The sequence below is a fragment of the Pseudocitrobacter sp. CD920760 genome (assembly GCF_057782505.1).
Genome location: NZ_CM173490.1, coordinates 1307047 through 1326617, shown reverse-complemented (window position 1 = coordinate 1326617; position 19571 = coordinate 1307047). Strand labels below are relative to the sequence as shown.

The following is a 19571-nucleotide window of genomic DNA, read 5'->3' as shown; positions in this document are numbered from 1 at the left end:
TGAGGGGTTAAGGGTTTACGACACCAGCAACTGGTTCATACGGCGGATAAACTGGTTCGGATCTTCCAGCGTACCGCGCTCAGCGAACAACGCCTGATCGAGCAGGAGCTCAACCCACTCTTTAAACTGGGCTTCATCCTGGGTGTCCGCAGTGCGTTTCACCAGCACGTGGTCCGGGTTCAGTTCAAAGATGTACTTCACGTCCGGCACGGCCTGGCCCGCAGCGGCAAACAGTTTCGCCATCTGGGTGCTCATTTCGTCCGCGTCGGTGGTGACGATTGCCGGGGTATCGGTCAGACGGTGCGTCAGACGCACCTCTTTCACGCGATCGCCCAGCAGGGTTTTCACGCGTTCAACGAACGGCGTCAGCGCTTTTTCCGCTTCTTTGGCGCTTTCGTCCACTTCGTCCGCCAGCTTGTCGATGGATTCATCGGCTTTGGCCACGGACTGGAACGGTTTACCGTCGAACTCGGTCAGGTAGTTCATCATCCACTCGTCGATGCGGTCAGAAAGCAGCAGAACTTCGATGCCTTTCTTACGCAGCAATTCCAGGTGCGGGCTGCTTTTCGCCGCCGCATAGCTATCTGCGGTGATGTAGTAAATTTTTTCCTGGCCTTCTTTCATGCGGGAAACGTAGTCTGCCAGCGAAACGGTCTGCTCGGAAGAGTCCGTGTGCGTAGACGCGAAGCGCAGCAGCTTAGCGATCGCATCCTGATGCGGGCTGTCTTCCGCCGGGCCCTCTTTCAGCACCAGACCAAACTGTTTCCAGAAAGTCTGGTATTTTTCCGCGTCGTCTTTTGCCAGTTTCTCCAGCATTTGCAGGACGCGTTTAGTCAGCGCGCCGCGCAGGCTGCGAGTGACCGCGCTGTCCTGAAGGATTTCACGGGACACGTTCAGCGGCAGATCGTTAGAATCTATCAGGCCACGAACAAAGCGCAGGTAGTTCGGCATGAACTGCTCGGCATCGTCCATGATAAACACGCGCTGCACGTACAGTTTCAGGCCATGTTTATGGTCGCGGTTCCACATATCCCACGGCGCCTGCGACGGGATGTACAGCAGGCTGGTGTACTCCTGCTTCCCTTCGACACGGTTGTGGCTCCAGGTCAGCGGGTCAGTAAAGTCATGGGCGATGTGTTTGTAGAACTCGGTATATTCTTCGTCTTTGATTTCAGACTTGTTACGCGTCCACAGCGCCTGTGCTTTGTTGATTTTCTCCCAGGAAATAACGGTTTCACCGTCTTTTTCTTCCCGTTTTTCAATCTCAACCGGCAGCGCGATATGGTCGGAGTATTTGCTGATAACGGAGCGCACGCGCCAGTCATCAAGGAATTCATCTTCGCCTTCGCGCAGATGCAGGGTGATTTCGGTGCCGCGATCGGCTTTGGTGATATCGGCAACGGTGTAATCGCCTTCACCTTCTGATTCCCAGAAGACGCCGTTTTCTGCCGCGTCGCCCGCCGCGCGAGTGCGTACAGTCACTTTATCGGCCACGATAAACGCCGAGTAGAAGCCGACACCAAACTGACCAATCAGCTGGCTGTCTTTCGCCTGGTCAGAGCCCATCGATTCGAGGAACGCTTTGGTACCGGATTTAGCGATAGTCCCCAGATGGTCAATAACGTCATCACGGTTCATACCAATGCCGTTATCGGCAATGGTCAACGTACGCTTATCTTTATCGAAGGAAACACGCACGCGCAGCTCGCCGTCACCTTCGTAAAGGTCCGGGTTGGAGAGCGCACGGAAACGCAGCTTGTCTGCCGCATCCGAGGCGTTAGAGATAAGCTCACGCAGGAAAATTTCTTTATTGGAATACAGGGAATGGATCATCAGATGCAGAAGTTGTTTCACTTCAGACTGAAAACCACGAGTTTCTTGTCCTTTCATGTCGAAAATACCTCAATGCCAATTACAAGGTAAAAAATGCGTTGAAAGGGAAATGGGGATAGCGGGGGAAAATTTCAAGCGAGAGCAGAAAATCCTGCTCTCGTTTGATTAAAAACGAATCTTATGGCGGCCCGCGAGCGAGTGCGACAGCGTGGTGCCATCGACCATCTCCAGCTCACCACCCACAGGCACGCCGTGAGCGATGCGGCTGGCTTCCACACCGTGCTGAGCACAAATCTCAGCAATGTAGTTGGCGGTCGCCTCCCCTTCCACCGTCGGGTTGGTGGCGAGGATAACTTCAGTGAGCGATTCCGTTTCCAGACGCTGCTCCAGGCGGTCGAGACCGATGTCATCGGGCCCAATGCCGTCGAGCGGCGACAGGTGGCCCATCAGCACGAAGTAGCGGCCAGAAAACTGCCCGGTCTGCTCAATAGCGTAGATGTCCGCAGGACTCTCCACCACGCAGATTTGGCCGTTTTCCTGGCGACGCGGGTTCGAACAGATGTTGCACACTTCCAGCTCGGTGAAGGTGCGGCAATCGGCACAGTGGCCGATTTCCGACATGGCGCGGGTCAGCGACTGCGCCAGACGCATTCCGCCGCTGCGGTCACGTTGCAGCAGCGTAAACGCCATACGCTGCGCCGATTTCGGGCCAACGCCCGGCAGGCAGCGCAGCGCTTCCATAAGCTGAGTTAACAGCGGGCTGGTTTGCATCAGAACGGCAGCTTCATACCCGGCGGCAGTTGCATACCGGAGGACACGGAGGCCATTTTCTCTTTCTGGGTTTCATCAATGCGACGCGCCGCATCGTTGAATGCCGCAGCAACCAGATCTTCCAGCATGTCTTTGTCATCTTCCAGCAGGCTTGGGTCGATTTCCACGCGACGGCAGTTGTGCGCACCGTTGATGGTCACTTTTACCAGACCTGCGCCGGATTCACCGGTCACTTCCAGTTTCGCGATTTCTTCCTGCATCTGCTGCATTTTTTCTTGCATCTGCTGGGCCTGTTTCATCAGGTTACCCAGACCGCCTTTACCAAACATAGGCTTCTCTCTTTCATTCAAGGGTGACGACCATAAGCCAGGCTCACGATCAAATGGGGCGGATACTCTCTTCGTCCAGGTCTGCATCGAAGAATCGACGCAGAGTCTGAATGTTGTTATCCGCGATTATCGCCTCACGCGCTTGCGCGAGTTTCTCTTCATAAATGGCCTGACGCCACTCAAGCGGCGTTCGCTGGGTTGAATTATCATCTTCAATGATAGTCAATTCAACGGGTGCGCCGTTTAAAGTGCTCAGCGCCTCGGCCAGTTTCTGCTGCGCGCCCGGCGAGTTCAGATGTCGCTGGGTGGGACGCAGATGCAGGCAAATCGTATTGCCGCTTTGCTCTTTCCACGCATTCAGCGCCACCTGCTCAACCAGCTTCGGCAGCGCCAGCTGGCTCACCTGCGCGGCCCATTCGTCGCGCTCGATGGCCTCAGCGGCCAGTTTCGCGGCCAGTTCCGGCGTTTTTTCATGCTCCAGCGCTTTCTTCAACGCTTTTGGCGTTGCCACCTCTACTTTGACCTCCTGGGTCGGCAGGGTGGATTTCCAGCGATAGGCTTCTTTCTTCGCCGGAGCTTTCTCGAGTGCCGACGGCGCAGGACGCGAAGAAACGCGTTCCGTTACCGAAGCCAGTCTTTCCAGCGCAGCGTTATTCACCGGCCGCGCGCGGGAAGCGGCTGCCGGTTCACTCTTTTTTGTTTTGGGCGCTCCTGCGTTGCCCTGCTGAAGCTGGCGACGGGCGGCCAGCACCTGATTGGTTGATTCAGGTAACGGCACATCCGGCCCGCGTGGCGCAGGCGCAGCCTGTTGCTGTACAGGTGGCGGCGTCATCATTGCCGTCGCGGCCTGCGGCGCGAAGTTGTGCTGGGGCACTTCCGGCTCCGGCAGTGGCATTCGCGGGTGGAAGGCCAGCGCGCGCAGCAGCGTCATCTCAATACCCATCCGGCGGTCTGGTGCGTAAGGCAGTTCCTTGCGGCCAATCAGCAGGGTTTGGTAGTAGAGCTGAACGTCGGTCGGCGGTACGGTTCGCGCTAAATCACGCATCCGTTGTTCGACCGGGGCCATATCGCTGCCCAGCGCGGACGGCGACAGCTGCACCATCGCAATGCGATGCAGCAGACTTTGCATTTCAACCAGCAGCGCTTCCCACTCGATACCACGTTGTGCGGCCTCGTTGACCAGCGCCATGACGCGTTCACCATCGGCGGCGACCAGCGCTTCAATCAGTGAAAGCGCCTGGTCATCATCGAGCGTACCCAGCATGGTGCTGACCGACGCGGTGGTCAGTTGCCCTTCCCCGCTGGCAATGGCCTGGTCGGTAAGGCTTAACGCATCACGCAGGCTGCCGTCTGCTGAACGGGCGAGCAGTTGTAGCGCGCGCGGCTCAAAGGCAATTTTCTCTTCGCCGAGAATGTGCTCAAGCTGATGACGAATTTGCTCGACATCCAGCGCTTTAAGGTGGAATTGCAGGCAACGGGAAAGAATGGTGACCGGCAGCTTTTGCGGGTCGGTGGTTGCCAGCAGGAATTTGACGTGCGCAGGCGGCTCTTCCAGCGTTTTTAACAGCGCGTTAAAGCTGTGGCGGGAGAGCATGTGCACTTCATCGATCAGATAGACTTTGAAACGCCCACGCGCCGGGGCGTACTGGACGTTGTCGAGCAGGTCGCGCGTGTCTTCAACTTTGGTACGCGACGCGGCATCGATTTCGATTAAATCGACAAAACGTCCCTCTTCGATTTCACGGCAGTTATCGCATACGCCGCAGGGCGTGGCGGTAACACCGGTTTCGCAGTTCAGCCCCTTCGCCAGCAAACGGGCGATAGAGGTTTTACCGACGCCACGGGTGCCGGAAAAGAGATAGGCGTGATGAATGCGCCCTAACGACAAGCCGTTCGCCAGTGCAGTCAGCACATGTTCCTGGCCGACGACGTCAGCGAAGGTTTGTGGTCGCCATTTTCGGGCTAAGACCTGATAACTCATTGGCTGGCTCTGAGACGTTGGAAGGTGGATTCACGAGGGGGGTAATGCTATCACAGCCCCGCCAATACGGCGAGGCTCAGTATCGGGATTTGCTTAGTGGCCCGGGAAGGAAACCAGGCTGTAGCTGGTGATACCTTGTTTTTCCAGGCGCTGCTCACCACCGAGGTCGAACAGGTTGATGATGAATGCCGCATCGGTCACTTCACCACCCAGACGACGGATCAGTTTAACGGTCGCTTCGATAGTGCCGCCAGTCGCCAGCAGATCGTCCACAACCAGCACTTTATCGCCTGGTTTGATAGCATCAACATGGATTTCCAGTTGATCGGTGCCGTATTCCAGTTCATAGCTTTCCGCGATAGTTTCGCGCGGCAGTTTACCCGGCTTACGTACCGGAACAAAACCTACGCCCATCGCCAGGGCTACCGGTGCACCAAACAGGAAACCACGCGCTTCGGTACCAACGACTTTAGTGATACCCGCATCTTTATAGCGATTCACCAGCAGTTCAATGCTGAGGGCGTAGGCTTTCGGATCTTCCAGTAAACTGGTGACATCACGGAAAAGAATGCCCGGCTTCGGATAGTCGTGAATGCTTTTAATGCTGTTCTTCAGAAATTCAAGCTGCTGTGCAGTAGCGGTCATAGGTTTGTGCCTGCTTAAAACGATGTTACTCGAGGCGTGCAAAATGGGTCAAAGTTACATTTGATTAACTTTTGACCGGCGCGCCTGTGCTCGAAAACGGTCGAATTTACTGACTGCTGATAAGAATTGCAACACCATTGATGCGCTTTACGGCTTTTGTTGTTCCGCATCAATCACCGGGATCCGCCACATGAAAATCAGCAGACAGGCCAGAATCACCAGCAACAGTATGCGTACCCACATCATCTTCACCAGCCACAGGGAGATAGCAAAAGTCAGCAGAATTAAGATAATAGCCCGAGGCTTTGCCCCGCGCGGCATGGCACGATACTTCTGCCAGTGGCGCAAATAGCCACCAAACCAGGAGCGATAAAGCAGCCAGTGGTGAAAACGCGGCGACGAGCGCGCGAAGCACCAGGCGGCGAGCAGGATAAACGGCGTGGTAGGCAGCAACGGCAAAACCACGCCTAATGTGCCCAGGGCTACCGCCAGCCAGCCAATAATGATTAAAATAGTGCGTTGCATAGCGAGAATCGTTATCAATACCAGCTGCTAATGTAGCATAGCCGATAAAAAATACGACGGAGATTGGCGTGAAAATAGCGCAGCTTTTACAAACGCTGGAAGCCCAGCTTGCCCGGCTGCAAGTGCGCATCGCACCGCTGGCGCAGCACGCCACCCTGACGCCCCGCTTTGACCGGCAACTGTTCCACACCCGCAGCACCACGCTACAGGCGTGCCTGAATGAAGCACAAAAGAATTTCAGCGAGTTACAGCGCGCCGTTGAGCAACATCAGCTTCCGCAGGTGGCCTGGCTTGCCGAACAACTGGCTGCACAAATTGAGGCCATCAGCCGGGAAAGTGAGGCCTGGACACTGCGTGCCTGGGATAGCGCCTCACCCGCACAAACGCGCTGGCAGCGCAAACGCCTGCAAACCCAGGAGTTTGAACGCCGATTGCTGGTGATGAAACAGACGCGTGAGCAACAGCTTCAACAGGCAACCACCTTTGAAGAGCAGCAGCGGCTTGGCCGCGAAATTACCGCCTTTGATGCCCGTCTGGCGCGTTGCCGACAGGCTTTGCAGGACATTGAAAACGTACTGGCGCGCCTGACGCGCTAAAGAGGAAAGTATGTCGCTGGAAAATGCGCCGGATGACGTTAAGCTGGCGGTGGATTTGATAATGCTGCTGGAGAGTCACGATATCGCGCCGGATGTGGTGTTAAGCGCGCTGGAGATAGTGAAGCGAGATTTCGCGAAGAAGCTGGCAACGACTCTGGACAATCGCGCCGAATAAATGCCCGGTGGCGCTTGCGCTTACCGGGCCTACAAAATCACACAATCCGTAGGCCGGATAAGGCGCAGCCGCCATCCGGCAAACTCGCCGCGCAACCGCCCGGTGGCGCTACGCTTACCGGGCCTACAACAGAGGTATTAATCCGCTATCGCGAGGTTGTTACCGCCGTTGTTATCACGCTTCACTTCCGTCACTTCATCGCCCTTCTCATTGTGCAGATGAACTTCCAGCTGGTTAAACGCAATGTTGATGTTATTTTCACGGCACAGACGATCGATGGTGCGGTTCAGCTCATCGACGGTGTAGCTGCGATCGCGCAGTTCACGCACATACAGACGCAGCTCGTGATCCAGCGTGCTGGCACCAAAGGTGGTGAATAGTACAATCGGCTCCGGATCGTGCATCACTTTCGGATGCTCCATCGCCGCTTTCAGCAGGATCTCTTTCACCTTATCGAGATCGGAACCATACGCCACGCCCAGGCTTATCACCACACGTGTAATCGTATCGCTGAGCGACCAGTTGATCAGGCGCTCGGTCACAAACGCTTTGTTTGGGATGATCACCTCTTTACGGTCAAAGTCGGTGATGGTCGTCGCACGAATACGGATCTTACTGACCGTTCCCGAGAAAGTGCCGATCGTCACGGTATCGCCAATACGTACCGGGCGTTCAAACAGGATAATGATACCGGAGACAAAGTTACCGAAAATCTCCTGTAAACCAAAACCGAGACCGACCGATAACGCCGCCGCCAACCATTGCAGTTTATCCCACGAAACACCCAGCGAGCCAAACACCGTCATTGCGCCGACGGCGATGATCACGTAGTTGAGGATCGTGGTAATGGCGTAGGATGCGCCCTGGCGCATGTTCAGCCGCGAGAGCACCAGCACTTCCAGCAGGCCCGGTAAGTTGCGAATGAGCGCCCAGGCAATGGTGGCCGCAATCACCGCAAACAGCAGGCTGCCCATGGTGACGTTTTTCACCACGCTGGCGCCCGCTTCCGTGCCGCTGTAATGCCACAGGGTAATGCTGTCCAGATAGGTAAAGACGGAGATTAAGTCTGACCAAATGCCCCAGAACGCCGCCGCGAACAGACACACCATCAGCAGCATGGTGATACGCAGCGTTTGCTGGTTGACCTGCTCCAGAGCGATGGTCGGCTCTTCCTGCGGCTCCGCACCTTCCGCGCCTTCTTTCACGATATTCTGACGACGCGCGACTGCACGGCGATAAGCGATACGCCGCGCCGCGACGCTCAGCCCACGCAGAACGGTTTGATAAAGCAGGTTCCAGACAATCACCAGGTAGACGGTTTCAATCCAGCGACCGGAGAGACGCAGCGTGGTATAGAAGTAACCCGTCGCCGTCAGCACCATCAATCCAATCGGTACCAGCGACAATACGGTAATCGTAACCAGACGCAGCCCGTGCGACTCTTTATCACGCCAGCTATCGCGGCACATCGGCCACACCAGAATGGCGATCACCAGCAGGTTCAGCAGAATAACAAACTGGCCCAGCACATCGTCCATCAGGTGCAGTGGCGAAAGCTCCGCCACAACGGACCAGAAGTGCAGCGGCAGCAACGCAAGGCTGATGCGCACAATCTGACGACGCCAGTGGCTGGTGAGCTGTTCTGGCATATTGAAGTGGCGTACGGCAACGCCGTCTTTTTCCAATACTTTCCAGCACACGCCGAAGACCAGCCAGAAGGTTGCCAGTTTTTTACAGAACGCCCACAGCAGGTCGCTGATGTTGAGCTGCATGGTCAGCAGAATCAGGCCAACGGCCAGAATCACTAATACCACTGGCAAGGCTCTTATCAGATCGATGAGAATCGCTTTGGGCGTATGCAACTGGCTGTCGTTGCGTAATTGCCCTACCTGCTCCGCTAAACGCGCCTGATATGCGCGCAGCCAGCTCAGTTTCCAGCGAATCAGTCCGGCAATCAGCAGCAGCGGCAGGCCCGCCAGGAAGGCGATGAACACCGCTGGCCACGCTTTTTCCCAGTTTACGGTGATTTTCATCGCCTTAAACTGGTCTTTCAGCGCGCCGGGGAAGGATTTAATCCAGTCCCAGCCCATCGGTTTGTTGCTGTTTACCCAGAAGATTTGCTGAGTAAGGATCTCTTTAAGGTTTTTCGATACGCTCATCAACTGCTGCTGATTGATTTGCAGGTTGATAGCCATCATCAGTTGGTTACCCAGCTGTTTATTAATTAAGTCCAGCGCTTCGCGCCGCGCGTCAACCAGCTGTAGCAGGGCGTCATGCACTTCAGGGTTGACGTCGCTGGCGTGCCCCTCTTCCAGTTTGGCGACAAAATCTTCGCTCTGGAACATGGCATCACGCTGCTGGTTAATTTCGAACTGCTCCAGACGCAGGTCCGCAATGCGGTTGGTCATGTCTTCCAGCTCATCTGCGGAAGGCAGAGTCTGCTGCTGTTGATAAAGAATACGCGAAAGCAGCAGGCTACCTTTCAGCACCGCAATCTGCTCTTTCACGTTACGCTCGGATTGCAGCGCACGGTCGAGCCAGTTCTTCACTTTAATATTTTGCTGAACCAGCTGGTTACCGCTTTCGGTGACGTTAATCAGGCGCTGGCTTAACTGGTGGTTGATTTCCAGTTCCTGTTTGACCAGCGGGTTTGCCTGAATTCGCGCCGTGTCTTCCGGCGAGGCGGTTTCCTGCGCCGTTTTTTCCGTCAGCGTTAAGCGTTTATTGTTAACCGCTTCCTGTAAAAGCTGAAGCTGGTGCTCAAGGCGGGTGCTGTACGCGGTAATGTAATCACGCTGTTTTTGCAGGGTATCCTGCAAAGTGGTATTGCCCTGCAGGCTTTTACGTTGCTGATCGAGTTCCGCGTTGAGCAACGCCTGCTGCACCTGCAACATGGTTTGCTGAGAAGGACGCAGCGCGCCTTCCCCTACCGTGGTGCCGTTCAGGCTATTACGAATTTGTTGAAGCTGCTGTGACGCCGCATTCATGGCGTTCTGCACGCGCTCAGGCTGTGTTTGTAGCGAAACCAGCTGGGTATTGTAGGTCGCCAGATCGTTCTGGGCATTTTGCAGGTCATCGACCATCTGCGTTAAGCGCGCTTCCAGCTGGCGTAACGACAGCGTCGAGAGCGTTTTACGCGTTTCATCGTCATTATCGACGTCGCTCAGCGCATTCAGTTTCTCAGTGGCTTCGCGCAGCTGCGCCGGGGCCTGATCGACTTTCTTCTGCAACTGGACGGTTTCGTCTTTGACGCGATCGATTTTATCCAGGAACTGGACGGTCTCGGTCAGATCCTGTAGCTCCAGCTTGTCCGCTGGGGTGGGATCTTTCTTCTTATTGATAGCATCGATTTGCGCCTGAATTTCGGCACGATCGGGAAGGTCATTGCCGCTTGTGGCACGCGCCTGCGCGGCGGTGACAGCACAGAAAAGACATGCAATAACGACTATAAAAGCGAAAAATGTGTTCCGCGAGCGAATGTTATGCAGCATAGTTTTAACATGAGTGATTGCAAAAGCCGGAGAAAACCGGGGGATAAACGCGTGCGAAGAATAGCACTTCTGCAATCGGCGGAATAGCGCCACTTTCCAGGATTATTCCTGGTAATACCGGATTTTCTGATTAACCTGATTTCTCATGCAGCGTTGGGCAAAACTGAAACATCTCCAGCAGAATGGCCACGTAATCACGCGCCTCTTTTTTCAAATCAAATGAGCCAGGCGCAAAGAGCCAGTTTTCCATGATTCCAGAGACATAACTGCGCATCAGAATGGCGGCGCGACGGGTTAACAATTTGGCGGGCAGCATTTGTGCGGATATACAATCTTTTAACACTTGCTCTATGCGGTCATAACTTTCCATGCAAAGATTTCGCTGAGCCTGCTGTAAAACAGCCATTTCACCGACAAATTCGCACTTATGGAATATAATCTCCATCATCAAGCGTCTACGCTCTTCTACAACCGTTGCTTCAAGGATATATACTAATATTTCCCTTAAAACTGAGAGTGGATCGTCGGGGAATTTTGCCCGATACTCAATCTCAAGATCGCCGATACTGGATTCTGATAACTCCCAGATTTCACCAAATAAATCCGACTTGTCCTTGAAATGCCAGTAGATAGCACCACGCGTTACGCCTGCCGCCCTGGCAATATCCACCAGCGAGGTTGACGATACGCCTTGCTGAGAAAATAGACGTAAGGCGACATCCAGGATGTGTTGACGTGTCGCAAGGGCTTCTTGTTTGGTTTTTCGTGCCATAGGTTGGTGAATTTACAGAGGTTAGATTTACATACATTTGTGAATGTATGTACCATAGCACGACGATAATATAAACGCAGCAATGGGTTTGTGGACGCTGAACCATTGATCAATTTGAAATCGGACACTCGAGGTTTACATATGAACAAAAACAGAGGGTTAACGCCTCTGGCGGTCGTTCTGATGCTCTCAGGCAGCTTAGCGCTTACAGGATGTGACGACAAAGGGGCTCAACAAGGAGCACAGCAGATGCCAGAAGTTGGCGTTGTGACGCTCAAATCTGAACCTCTTCAAATCACGACTGAACTCCCTGGACGCACCAACGCGTATCGTATTGCAGAAGTTCGTCCGCAGGTCAGCGGTATCATTCTGAAGCGAAACTTTACTGAAGGCGGCGATATCGAGGCTGGCGTGTCTCTGTATCAGATCGATCCTGCCACTTATCAGGCCGCTTACGAAAGCGCAAAAGGTGACCTGGCGAAGGCACAGGCTGCTGCCAACATTGCTCAACTAACCGTGAAGCGCTACCAGAAACTGCTGGGTACGCAGTACATCAGTCAACAGGACTACGACACCGCGCAGGCGGATGCACAGCAGGCTAATGCTGCCGTGGTTGCAGCCAAAGCGGCTGTTGAAACCGCGCGTATCAACCTGGCCTACACCAAAGTCACCTCCCCTATCAGCGGCCGTATCGGTAAATCCGCGGTAACGGAAGGCGCACTGGTGCAGAACGGGCAGTCTACTGCGCTGGCAACCGTGCAACAGTTGGATCCTATCTATGTCGACGTGACGCAATCCAGTAACGACTTCCTGCGTCTGAAACAGGAACTGGCAAACGGCACGCTGAAGCAGGAAAACGGCAAAGCGAAAGTCGACCTGGTGACGAATGACGGTACCAAATATCCGCAGAGCGGCACATTAGAGTTCTCTGATGTGACGGTTGATCAAACCACCGGGTCTATCACCCTGCGCGCTATCTTCCCGAATCCGGACCATACTCTGCTGCCTGGCATGTTCGTTCGTGCACGCCTGCAGGAAGGTGTGAATCCGAATGCGCTGCTGGTTCCTCAGCAAGGCGTGACCCGTACGCCGCGTGGCGATGCTACCGCGCTGGTTGTGGGTGAAGGCGATAAAGTTGAAACGCGTGATATTAAAGCAACCCAGGCGATTGGCGATAAATGGCTGGTCACTGAAGGGCTGAAAGACGGCGACCGTGTGATTATCACCGGCCTGCAAAAAGTCCGTCCCGGCGCGCAGGTGAAAGCGCAGGAAGTGACTTCTGACAATAAAGAACAAGCCGCAGCCGGCGCAGCGTCAGAAAAAACTCAGTCTTAACTTAAACAGGAGCCGTTAAGACATGGCTAATTTCTTTATCGATCGCCCGATATTTGCATGGGTGATTGCTATCATCATCATGCTTGCCGGGGGACTCGCGATCATGAAACTGCCGGTAGCGCAATATCCAACGATTGCGCCGCCAGCCGTGACGATCTCCGCGACCTATCCGGGTGCTGATGCCCAGACGGTGCAGGACACCGTGACACAGGTTATCGAACAGAATATGAACGGTATCGATAACCTGATGTACATGTCCTCCAACAGTGACTCTACTGGTACGGTACAGATCACCCTGACCTTTGAATCCGGTACCGACGCGGACATCGCGCAGGTACAGGTGCAGAACAAACTGTCGCTGGCAACACCGTTGCTGCCGCAGGAAGTTCAGCAACAAGGGATCAGCGTTGAGAAGTCCTCCAGTAGCTTCCTGATGGTTGTTGGTGTCATCAACACCAACGGCACCATGACCCAGGAAGATATTTCCGACTACGTTGCGGCGAACATGAAAGACCCAATCAGCCGTACGTCTGGCGTCGGTGACGTTCAGCTGTTTGGTTCTCAGTACGCGATGCGTATCTGGATGGACCCGACCAAACTGAACAACTTCCAGCTGACTCCGGTTGATGTTATCGCGGCGATCAAAGCACAGAACGCCCAGGTTGCAGCCGGTCAGTTAGGCGGTACGCCGCCGGTGAAGGGCCAGCAGCTTAACGCCTCTATCATCGCGCAAACGCGTCTGACCAGCACCGATGAGTTCGGCAAAATTCTGCTGAAAGTGAATCAGGATGGTTCGCAGGTTCGCCTGCGCGACGTGGCGAAGATTGAGCTGGGCGGTGAGAACTACGACATCATCGCGAAGTTCAACGGTAAACCGGCTTCCGGTCTGGGTATCAAGCTGGCAACTGGTGCGAACGCGCTGGACACCGCGAAAGCTATCCGTGCCGAACTGAAGAAGATGGAACCGTTCTTCCCGTCAGGCTTGCAGATTGTTTACCCGTATGACACCACACCGTTCGTTCAGATCTCCATTAACGAAGTGGTAAAAACACTGGTCGAAGCCATTCTTCTGGTGTTCATCGTAATGTACATGTTCCTGCAGAACTTCCGCGCGACGTTGATTCCGACGATCGCGGTGCCGGTGGTATTGCTGGGTACCTTCGCTATCCTTGCCGCCTTTGGCTTCTCCATCAACACCCTGACGATGTTCGGGATGGTGCTGGCGATAGGGCTATTGGTGGATGACGCCATCGTGGTGGTAGAAAACGTCGAACGTGTTATGTCCGACGAAGGGCTACCACCGAAAGAGGCGACGCGTAAATCGATGGGCCAGATTCAGGGCGCACTGGTGGGTATCGCGATGGTGCTGTCGGCGGTATTTATCCCGATGGCCTTCTTCGGCGGTTCTACCGGGGCAATCTATCGTCAGTTCTCCATCACTATCGTTTCGGCGATGGCGCTGTCCGTACTGGTAGCGTTGATTCTGACACCGGCGCTGTGTGCCACGATGCTGAAACCGGTCGCCAAAGGCGATCACGGCGAAGGCAAAAAAGGCTTCTTCGGCTGGTTCAACCGCATGTTTGATAAGAGCACGCACCACTACACCGACAGCGTAGGCAACATCCTGCGCAGCACCGGTCGTTATCTGCTGCTGTATATCATCATCGTGGTCGGCATGGCCTTCCTGTTTGTTCGTCTGCCAAGCTCGTTCCTGCCAGATGAAGACCAGGGCGTGTTCCTGAGTATGGCCCAGCTTCCGGCGGGTGCGACACAGGAACGTACGCAGAAAGTGCTGGATGAGATGACCGATTACTATCTCACCAAAGAGAAAGACAACGTTGCGTCCGTGTTTGCGGTTAACGGCTTTGGTTTTGCGGGTCGTGGCCAGAACACCGGTATTGCCTTCGTTTCTCTGAAAGACTGGGCGGATCGTCCGGGTGAAGAGAATAAAGTTGAAGCCATTACCCAGCGTGCGATGGGCGAGTTCTCGAAAATTAAAGATGCGATGGTGTTCGCCTTTAACCTGCCAGCGATTGTTGAACTGGGTACGGCGACCGGTTTCGACTTCCAGCTGATTGACCAGGGCGGCCTCGGCCACGAGAAACTGACTCAGGCACGTAACCAGCTGTTTGGCGAAGTGGCGAAACATCCGGATCTGTTAGTCGGCGTGCGTCCTAACGGCCTGGAAGATACCCCGCAGTTCAAGATCGATATCGATCAGGAAAAAGCGCAGGCGCTGGGTGTGTCTATCAGCGACATCAATACCACGCTGGGCGCAGCCTGGGGTAGTAGCTACGTCAACGACTTCATCGACCGTGGTCGCGTGAAGAAAGTGTACGTGATGTCCGAAGCGCAGTACCGCATGTTGCCGGAAGATATCAGCAACTGGTACGTGCGTGGTTCTGATGGTCAGATGGTGCCGTTCTCCGCATTCTCAACGTCTCGCTGGGAATACGGTTCACCGCGTCTGGAACGCTATAACGGTCTGCCGTCGATGGAAATCCTCGGTCAGGCAGCGCCGGGAAGAAGTACCGGTGAAGCGATGACGCTGATGGAAGAGCTGGCGGGTAAACTGCCGTCGGGTATCGGTTACGACTGGACCGGGATGTCTTACCAGGAACGTCTCTCTGGTAACCAGGCTCCTGCCCTGTATGCGATTTCGCTGATTGTGGTCTTCCTCTGTCTGGCGGCGTTGTATGAGAGCTGGTCGATTCCGTTCTCCGTTATGCTGGTGGTTCCGCTGGGGGTTATCGGTGCACTGCTGGCCGCCACCTTCCGTGGCCTGACTAATGACGTTTACTTCCAGGTAGGCCTGCTGACAACCATTGGCTTGTCGGCGAAGAACGCGATACTTATCGTGGAATTCGCCAAAGATCTGATGGAGAAAGAAGGCAAAGGCCTGATTGAAGCAACGCTTGAAGCCGTACGTATGCGTCTGCGTCCAATCCTGATGACGTCTCTGGCGTTCATCCTCGGGGTTATGCCGCTGGTTATCAGTACCGGCGCAGGCTCCGGCGCACAGAACGCAGTAGGTACCGGCGTAATGGGCGGGATGGTCACCGCAACGGTTCTGGCTATCTTCTTCGTACCGGTGTTCTTCGTGGTGGTTCGCCGCCGCTTTGGCCGCAAAGTTGAAGAGACTGAGCACAGCCAACCGGCAGAACGTCACTAAGTCTGACCGATGCTGAAAAGGGCCGCTGACGCGGCCCTTTTTTTATGCCTTTTTATAATCGCACTTATTGTTATAAACGTTTTTAAAATGCAGTAATAAATTTTTATAATTAAAAAAACAGCGGTTATCTTTAATAGTGATGATTCATCACCGGGAGGGTTTCCACGCTTAAATGTTTAGGAAAACTCCGAAGTGTAAGATGTTTTCTCTGATACTCTGCGGCGAATCGCCTTAGACCTGCTGAAAATCCAGGCATCTGCCTGCCGCAACATTCGTGTGGATAATGGGTAAGTGAATGAATTCTAATGATTCAAATAATGTTTCTCTGGCGATACATTGAAAAATCTTAATCTGAGCCACATTTCATTATCGGGGAATTAAGGAAAACAGACTTAATTGTAATTTTTCGTAATAGCTCGGTGAAATCTCTTTCAGAGTAGATTATAGTTAGTGCATAAGGACTGTGCGTCTGCGCCAGGTAAGCCGGTAGTTACCCCATCCCACACACTGTTTGTTCTCGTCGTTTACTCACGAATAAGGGGATGTGTTATGGACGAATACTCGCCAAAAAGGCATGATATCGCGCAACTCAGATTCCTCTGCGAAACGCTCTATCATGACTGCCTCGCCAATCTTGAAGAGAGTAACCATGGTTGGGTTAATGACCCCACCTCGGCTATCAATCTTCAACTTAATGAGTTGATCGAGCATATCGCAACTTTTGCGCTTAATTATAAAATTAAGTACAACGAAGATAATAAATTGATTGCACAAATTGACGAATATCTGGATGATACTTTCATGTTGTTCAGTAACTACGGCATAAATAGTGAAGACTTGCAAAAATGGCGCAAGTCCGGGAACAAACTCTTCCGCTGTTTCGTCAACGCCAGCCGGGCTAACCCCGTTAGTCTCTCTTGTTAAGATAATTACAATCACATGGGTGAATTATGTCTGAGAAACCATTAACTAAAACGGATTATTTGATGCGACTGCGCCGTTGCCAGTCAATTGATACGCTGGAACGCGTCATTGAAAAAAATAAATATGAACTTTCTGACAATGAACTGGCGGTATTTTACTCAGCTGCCGATCATCGTCTGGCTGAATTGACGATGAATAAGCTGTACGACAAGATCCCATCCACCGTCTGGAAATTTATTCGTTAATCGCTATTTTCTGCAATTGCTACAGGCGTCAGTCAAGTCAACTAACGATCGTAACGTTCCACTTCCCCAGGTAAGTTTGTGATTAACTTCACATTGATTAACAGGGAACGTTCCCAATTGCTCCTGTGCCTCTTATGGTGAACACTCTCGACTGACGAGGAGTGTCACAATGAGTGAAGAGAAACGTAAAATGATCGCCGGCGAACTCTATCGCCCGGCTGATGCAACGCTCAGAGCCGATAGCCTGCGCGCCAAACAGTTGTTGCACCGCTACAACCATTCGTCGCCCGACGAAAAAGCATTACGCCATCAGTTGCTGGCTGAACTCTTCGATAAAAGCCACGATGCTTATATTGAGCCCAATTTCCGCTGCGACTACGGCTATAACATTACTCTCGGCACCAATTTCTACGCCAATTTTGATTGCGTAATGCTGGATGTTTGCCCCATTACCATCGGCGATAATTGCATGCTCGCGCCGGGCGTACATATTTATACGGCGACCCATCCTCTGGATGCCACCGAACGCAACAGCGGTTATGAATATGGCAAACCGGTGGTTATCGGTAATAACGTCTGGATTGGCGGACGTGCGGTAATAAACCCTGGCGTCACCCTTGGGGATAACGTAGTGGTGGCTTCGGGCGCGGTGGTGGTGAAAGATGTACCTGATAACGCGGTCGTTGGGGGCAATCCGGCCCGCATTCTTAAAATGCTGAGCTGATACGACTGTTATGCTTTTTTGAAACTAATCTGTTACTTTTTGTATTGGTTAATGCAACATAGAATAGGTGAATCCGCCCTGAGTTGCAGAGCCCAATGATGACAGAAATCCAGCGATTACTTACGCAAACTATCAATGAACTGAATATCCGTGAAAAGCGCGACAACAGGCCGCGCTTTAGCATCAGTTTTATCCGCAATCACCCCGGCCTTTTCCTGGCGATGTACGCGGCGTTTTTCGCCACGCTGATTGTCATGATGCGCTCTGAAACGCTCGAAGGTTCCGTCTGGCTGCTGTGGGTACTGTTTGCCCTGCTGAATGCGTTTTTCTTCTTCGACGTTTACCCGCGTTATCACTACGAAGATATTGACGTGCTGGATTTCCGCGTCTGCTATAACGGCGAGTGGTACAACACGCGCTTCGTGCCGGAAGAGTTGATTCAATCCATCAAGAACTCACCCCGCGTCAGCGCGCAGGCCCGGGCGCAGCTTGAAAAAATGGTCGCCAGAAAAGGCGAACTCTCGTTCTACGATGTCTTCACCCTGACCCGCGCGGAAGCGACGCAATAATCCGCTGAAGCGTCCGTATCGCTGGAATAAAGCGCGATGCGGACGTATTGCCATAACCCAGCACCAGGCCAGAACGCTGATGCTGCGCATTCAGATAAAACTGGCTGAGCGCCGCCGGCGACATCTGCTGCTGGCGGGCAAGTTTTACCACCGCCACATCATCAATCCCGTCGATAAGAACCGTCAGGTGCAGCCCACCCTCACCGGCCAGTACCTGATGCGGAATCAACAGCTCCTGCGCCAGCGCTTCGCGTAACTGTGTTTGCCGTTTACGATAAAGCCGTCGCATCGCCGCCAGATGCCGCGCGTAATGGCCCTCCTCAATAAACATCGCCAGCGTGCGTTGCTCGGCGCGATGCCCACCGCGCAGCAGGGCGCGAATCGCCGGTTGTGCGGCAGCGACCAGCGCAGGTGGCAACACCATAAAACCCAACCGCAGCGACGGAAACAGCGTTTTGCTGAAGGTACCTAAATAGACTACCGGCGCGTCTCTTACCATTCCGCGCATCGCCGGGATCGGCTCACCGCTGTAGCGAAACTCACTGTCATAATCGTCTTCAATGATCCACGCACCCGCGCGATGCGCAAACTCCAGCAGCGCCAGACGCCGCGCCGCACTCAGCACGCTGCCCGTGGGATACTGATGCGACGGTGAGGTAAAAATGAGACGCGGCGTCGAAGCGACCTGCGCAAACTGCATACCTTCATCATCAACAGGAATCCCCTCAAGCGATAACCCCGCCGCCAGAAAGGCGCTTTTTGCGCCAAAGTAACCCGGCTCTTCCACCCAGGCCAGTTGCCCCGGCTCACTCAACAGTTGGGTACAGAGATTTACCCCTTCCAGCGCGCCTTCGGTGATAACGACCTGGCTGGCATCGCAGTCGATTCCCCGTGAAAGCGCGAGGTGACGGGCAATCGCCTCGCGAAGCGACGGTTCTCCGGCGGAATCACCGTAGCCCAGCAGCAAGCTCCCCTCCTCCCGCAAGGTACGATCGAGCAACCGCCGCCACAACGGTAAGGGAAAATAGTTAATCGCGGGCGTTCCCGGCGTAAAGAGCATCGGCGGCGATTCACGGGGCGTCGCGGGCGGGAGCCGGCGAAACCGCGCGGCCACGGCGGCGGGTAACGTCGGCGGTGAAGCTGTCGCCTGCGATTTGGGGAGTGACGCCACGCGCGTTCCCTGCCTGTCGCGCAGTAAATAGCCTTCCAGCGCCAGCTGCTCCAGCGCGCTATTGACCGTATTGCGGGAAATCGCCAGCCGCTGCGCCATGATGCGCGAACCAGGAAGGCGGCTGTTTGCCTGCAGTTGCCCCTGCAAAATGGCGTCTCTCAGCGCGTTGTAAAGGGCGCGCTGTAGCGTCTGCGGGCCGCGCATTGCCAGCGCGCGTTGCAGGAAAGTAAAAAAGGGATCGTCAGGGATATTCATCAGGGCTCCTCGTGGCACCATAAAAAGATACATCCATGGCACTTTTTATGGAACCAGT

General features: G+C 54.1%; 17 protein-coding genes and 1 other annotated feature. Of the genes, 8 read left to right on the top strand and 9 right to left on the bottom strand.

Features of this window, described 5'->3' with window-relative positions:
- Positions 1-15 precede the first annotated feature (15 nt).
- The 6 genes from htpG to AC1MKH_RS05905 form a co-directional block, all read right to left on the bottom strand.
- Complete coding sequence (htpG, locus tag AC1MKH_RS05930; RefSeq protein WP_276222354.1) at positions 16-1890, bottom strand: molecular chaperone HtpG; 1875 nt, start codon at positions 1888-1890, stop codon at positions 16-18.
- A 108-nt stretch (positions 1891-1998) separates the two neighbouring features.
- Positions 1999-2604 (bottom strand): recombination mediator RecR, encoded by a 606-nt coding sequence (recR, locus tag AC1MKH_RS05925; RefSeq protein ID WP_276222352.1) that lies wholly within the window; start codon positions 2602-2604, stop codon positions 1999-2001.
- Positions 2604-2933 carry a YbaB/EbfC family nucleoid-associated protein gene (locus tag AC1MKH_RS05920; protein ID WP_015965523.1) on the bottom strand — a complete coding sequence of 110 codons (330 nt, stop codon included), beginning with the start codon at positions 2931-2933 and terminating at the stop codon, positions 2604-2606. Before AC1MKH_RS05920 ends, recR begins: the two co-directional genes overlap by 1 nt.
- 49 nt (positions 2934-2982) lie before the next feature.
- Positions 2983-4914 carry a DNA polymerase III subunit gamma/tau gene (dnaX, locus tag AC1MKH_RS05915; RefSeq protein ID WP_276222349.1) on the bottom strand — a complete coding sequence of 644 codons (1932 nt, stop codon included), beginning with the start codon at positions 4912-4914 and terminating at the stop codon, positions 2983-2985.
- Positions 3586-3649: a sequence feature (DnaX frameshifting element), on the bottom strand. Its footprint overlaps the gene before it by 64 nt.
- 93 nt (positions 4915-5007) lie before the next feature.
- The gene (apt, locus tag AC1MKH_RS05910) at positions 5008-5559 is read right to left on the bottom strand and encodes an adenine phosphoribosyltransferase (RefSeq protein WP_015965525.1); all 552 of its coding nucleotides are present in this window, start codon (positions 5557-5559) and stop codon (positions 5008-5010) included.
- A gap of 147 nt (positions 5560-5706) precedes the next feature.
- Positions 5707-6084, bottom strand: a complete 378-nt coding sequence (locus AC1MKH_RS05905) for a DUF454 family protein (RefSeq protein WP_276222347.1) — start codon at positions 6082-6084, stop codon at positions 5707-5709.
- Between the two features lie 68 nt (positions 6085-6152).
- Between AC1MKH_RS05905 and priC the strand changes: the two genes are divergently transcribed.
- Together priC and rsmS are read left to right on the top strand one after the other, a co-directional pair.
- Positions 6153-6680: a primosomal replication protein N'' gene (gene priC / locus AC1MKH_RS05900; RefSeq protein ID WP_276222344.1), complete on the top strand. Its 528-nt coding sequence runs from the start codon at positions 6153-6155 to the stop codon at positions 6678-6680.
- A 10-nt stretch (positions 6681-6690) separates the two neighbouring features.
- Complete coding sequence (gene rsmS / locus AC1MKH_RS05895) at positions 6691-6855, top strand: pleiotropic regulatory protein RsmS (protein ID WP_276222342.1); 165 nt, start codon at positions 6691-6693, stop codon at positions 6853-6855.
- 137 nt (positions 6856-6992) lie between these two features.
- On the opposite strand, the gene mscK is transcribed toward rsmS, so the two are convergent.
- Together mscK and acrR are read right to left on the bottom strand one after the other, a co-directional pair.
- Positions 6993-10346, bottom strand: coding sequence for a mechanosensitive channel MscK (mscK, locus tag AC1MKH_RS05890; protein WP_276222340.1), 3354 nt, complete (start codon positions 10344-10346; stop codon positions 6993-6995).
- Between the two features lie 130 nt (positions 10347-10476).
- Positions 10477-11118: a multidrug efflux transporter transcriptional repressor AcrR gene (gene acrR, locus AC1MKH_RS05885; protein ID WP_276222338.1), complete on the bottom strand. Its 642-nt coding sequence runs from the start codon at positions 11116-11118 to the stop codon at positions 10477-10479.
- Positions 11119-11259: 141 nt separating this feature from the next.
- Between acrR and acrA the strand changes: the two genes are divergently transcribed.
- The 6 genes from acrA (at position 11260) to AC1MKH_RS05855 (ending at position 18087) form a co-directional block, all read left to right on the top strand.
- Entirely contained in the window at positions 11260-12453 is a 1194-nt protein-coding gene (acrA, locus tag AC1MKH_RS05880) for a multidrug efflux RND transporter periplasmic adaptor subunit AcrA (protein WP_149462103.1), read from the top strand.
- A gap of 22 nt (positions 12454-12475) precedes the next feature.
- Entirely contained in the window at positions 12476-15625 is a 3150-nt protein-coding gene (acrB, locus tag AC1MKH_RS05875; protein WP_276222335.1) for a multidrug efflux RND transporter permease subunit AcrB, read from the top strand.
- Positions 15626-16174: 549 nt separating this feature from the next.
- On the top strand, positions 16175-16549 hold the full coding sequence (tomB, locus tag AC1MKH_RS05870; RefSeq protein ID WP_015965533.1) for an Hha toxicity modulator TomB: 375 nt from the start codon (positions 16175-16177) through the stop codon (positions 16547-16549).
- A gap of 26 nt (positions 16550-16575) precedes the next feature.
- Entirely contained in the window at positions 16576-16794 is a 219-nt protein-coding gene (locus AC1MKH_RS05865; protein ID WP_015965534.1) for an HHA domain-containing protein, read from the top strand.
- Between the two features lie 169 nt (positions 16795-16963).
- Positions 16964-17518, top strand: coding sequence for a maltose O-acetyltransferase (maa, locus tag AC1MKH_RS05860; protein ID WP_253898061.1), 555 nt, complete (start codon positions 16964-16966; stop codon positions 17516-17518).
- Positions 17519-17616: 98 nt separating this feature from the next.
- Entirely contained in the window at positions 17617-18087 is a 471-nt protein-coding gene (locus tag AC1MKH_RS05855; RefSeq protein WP_149462176.1) for a YlaC family protein, read from the top strand.
- On the opposite strand, the gene pdxR is transcribed toward AC1MKH_RS05855, so the two are convergent.
- A complete protein-coding gene (pdxR, locus tag AC1MKH_RS05850) occupies positions 18056-19513 on the bottom strand; it encodes a MocR-like pyridoxine biosynthesis transcription factor PdxR (RefSeq protein WP_276222332.1) in 1458 nt (485 codons plus the stop codon). The genes AC1MKH_RS05855 and pdxR overlap by 32 nt on opposite strands.
- Positions 19514-19571: the final 58 nt, after the last annotated feature.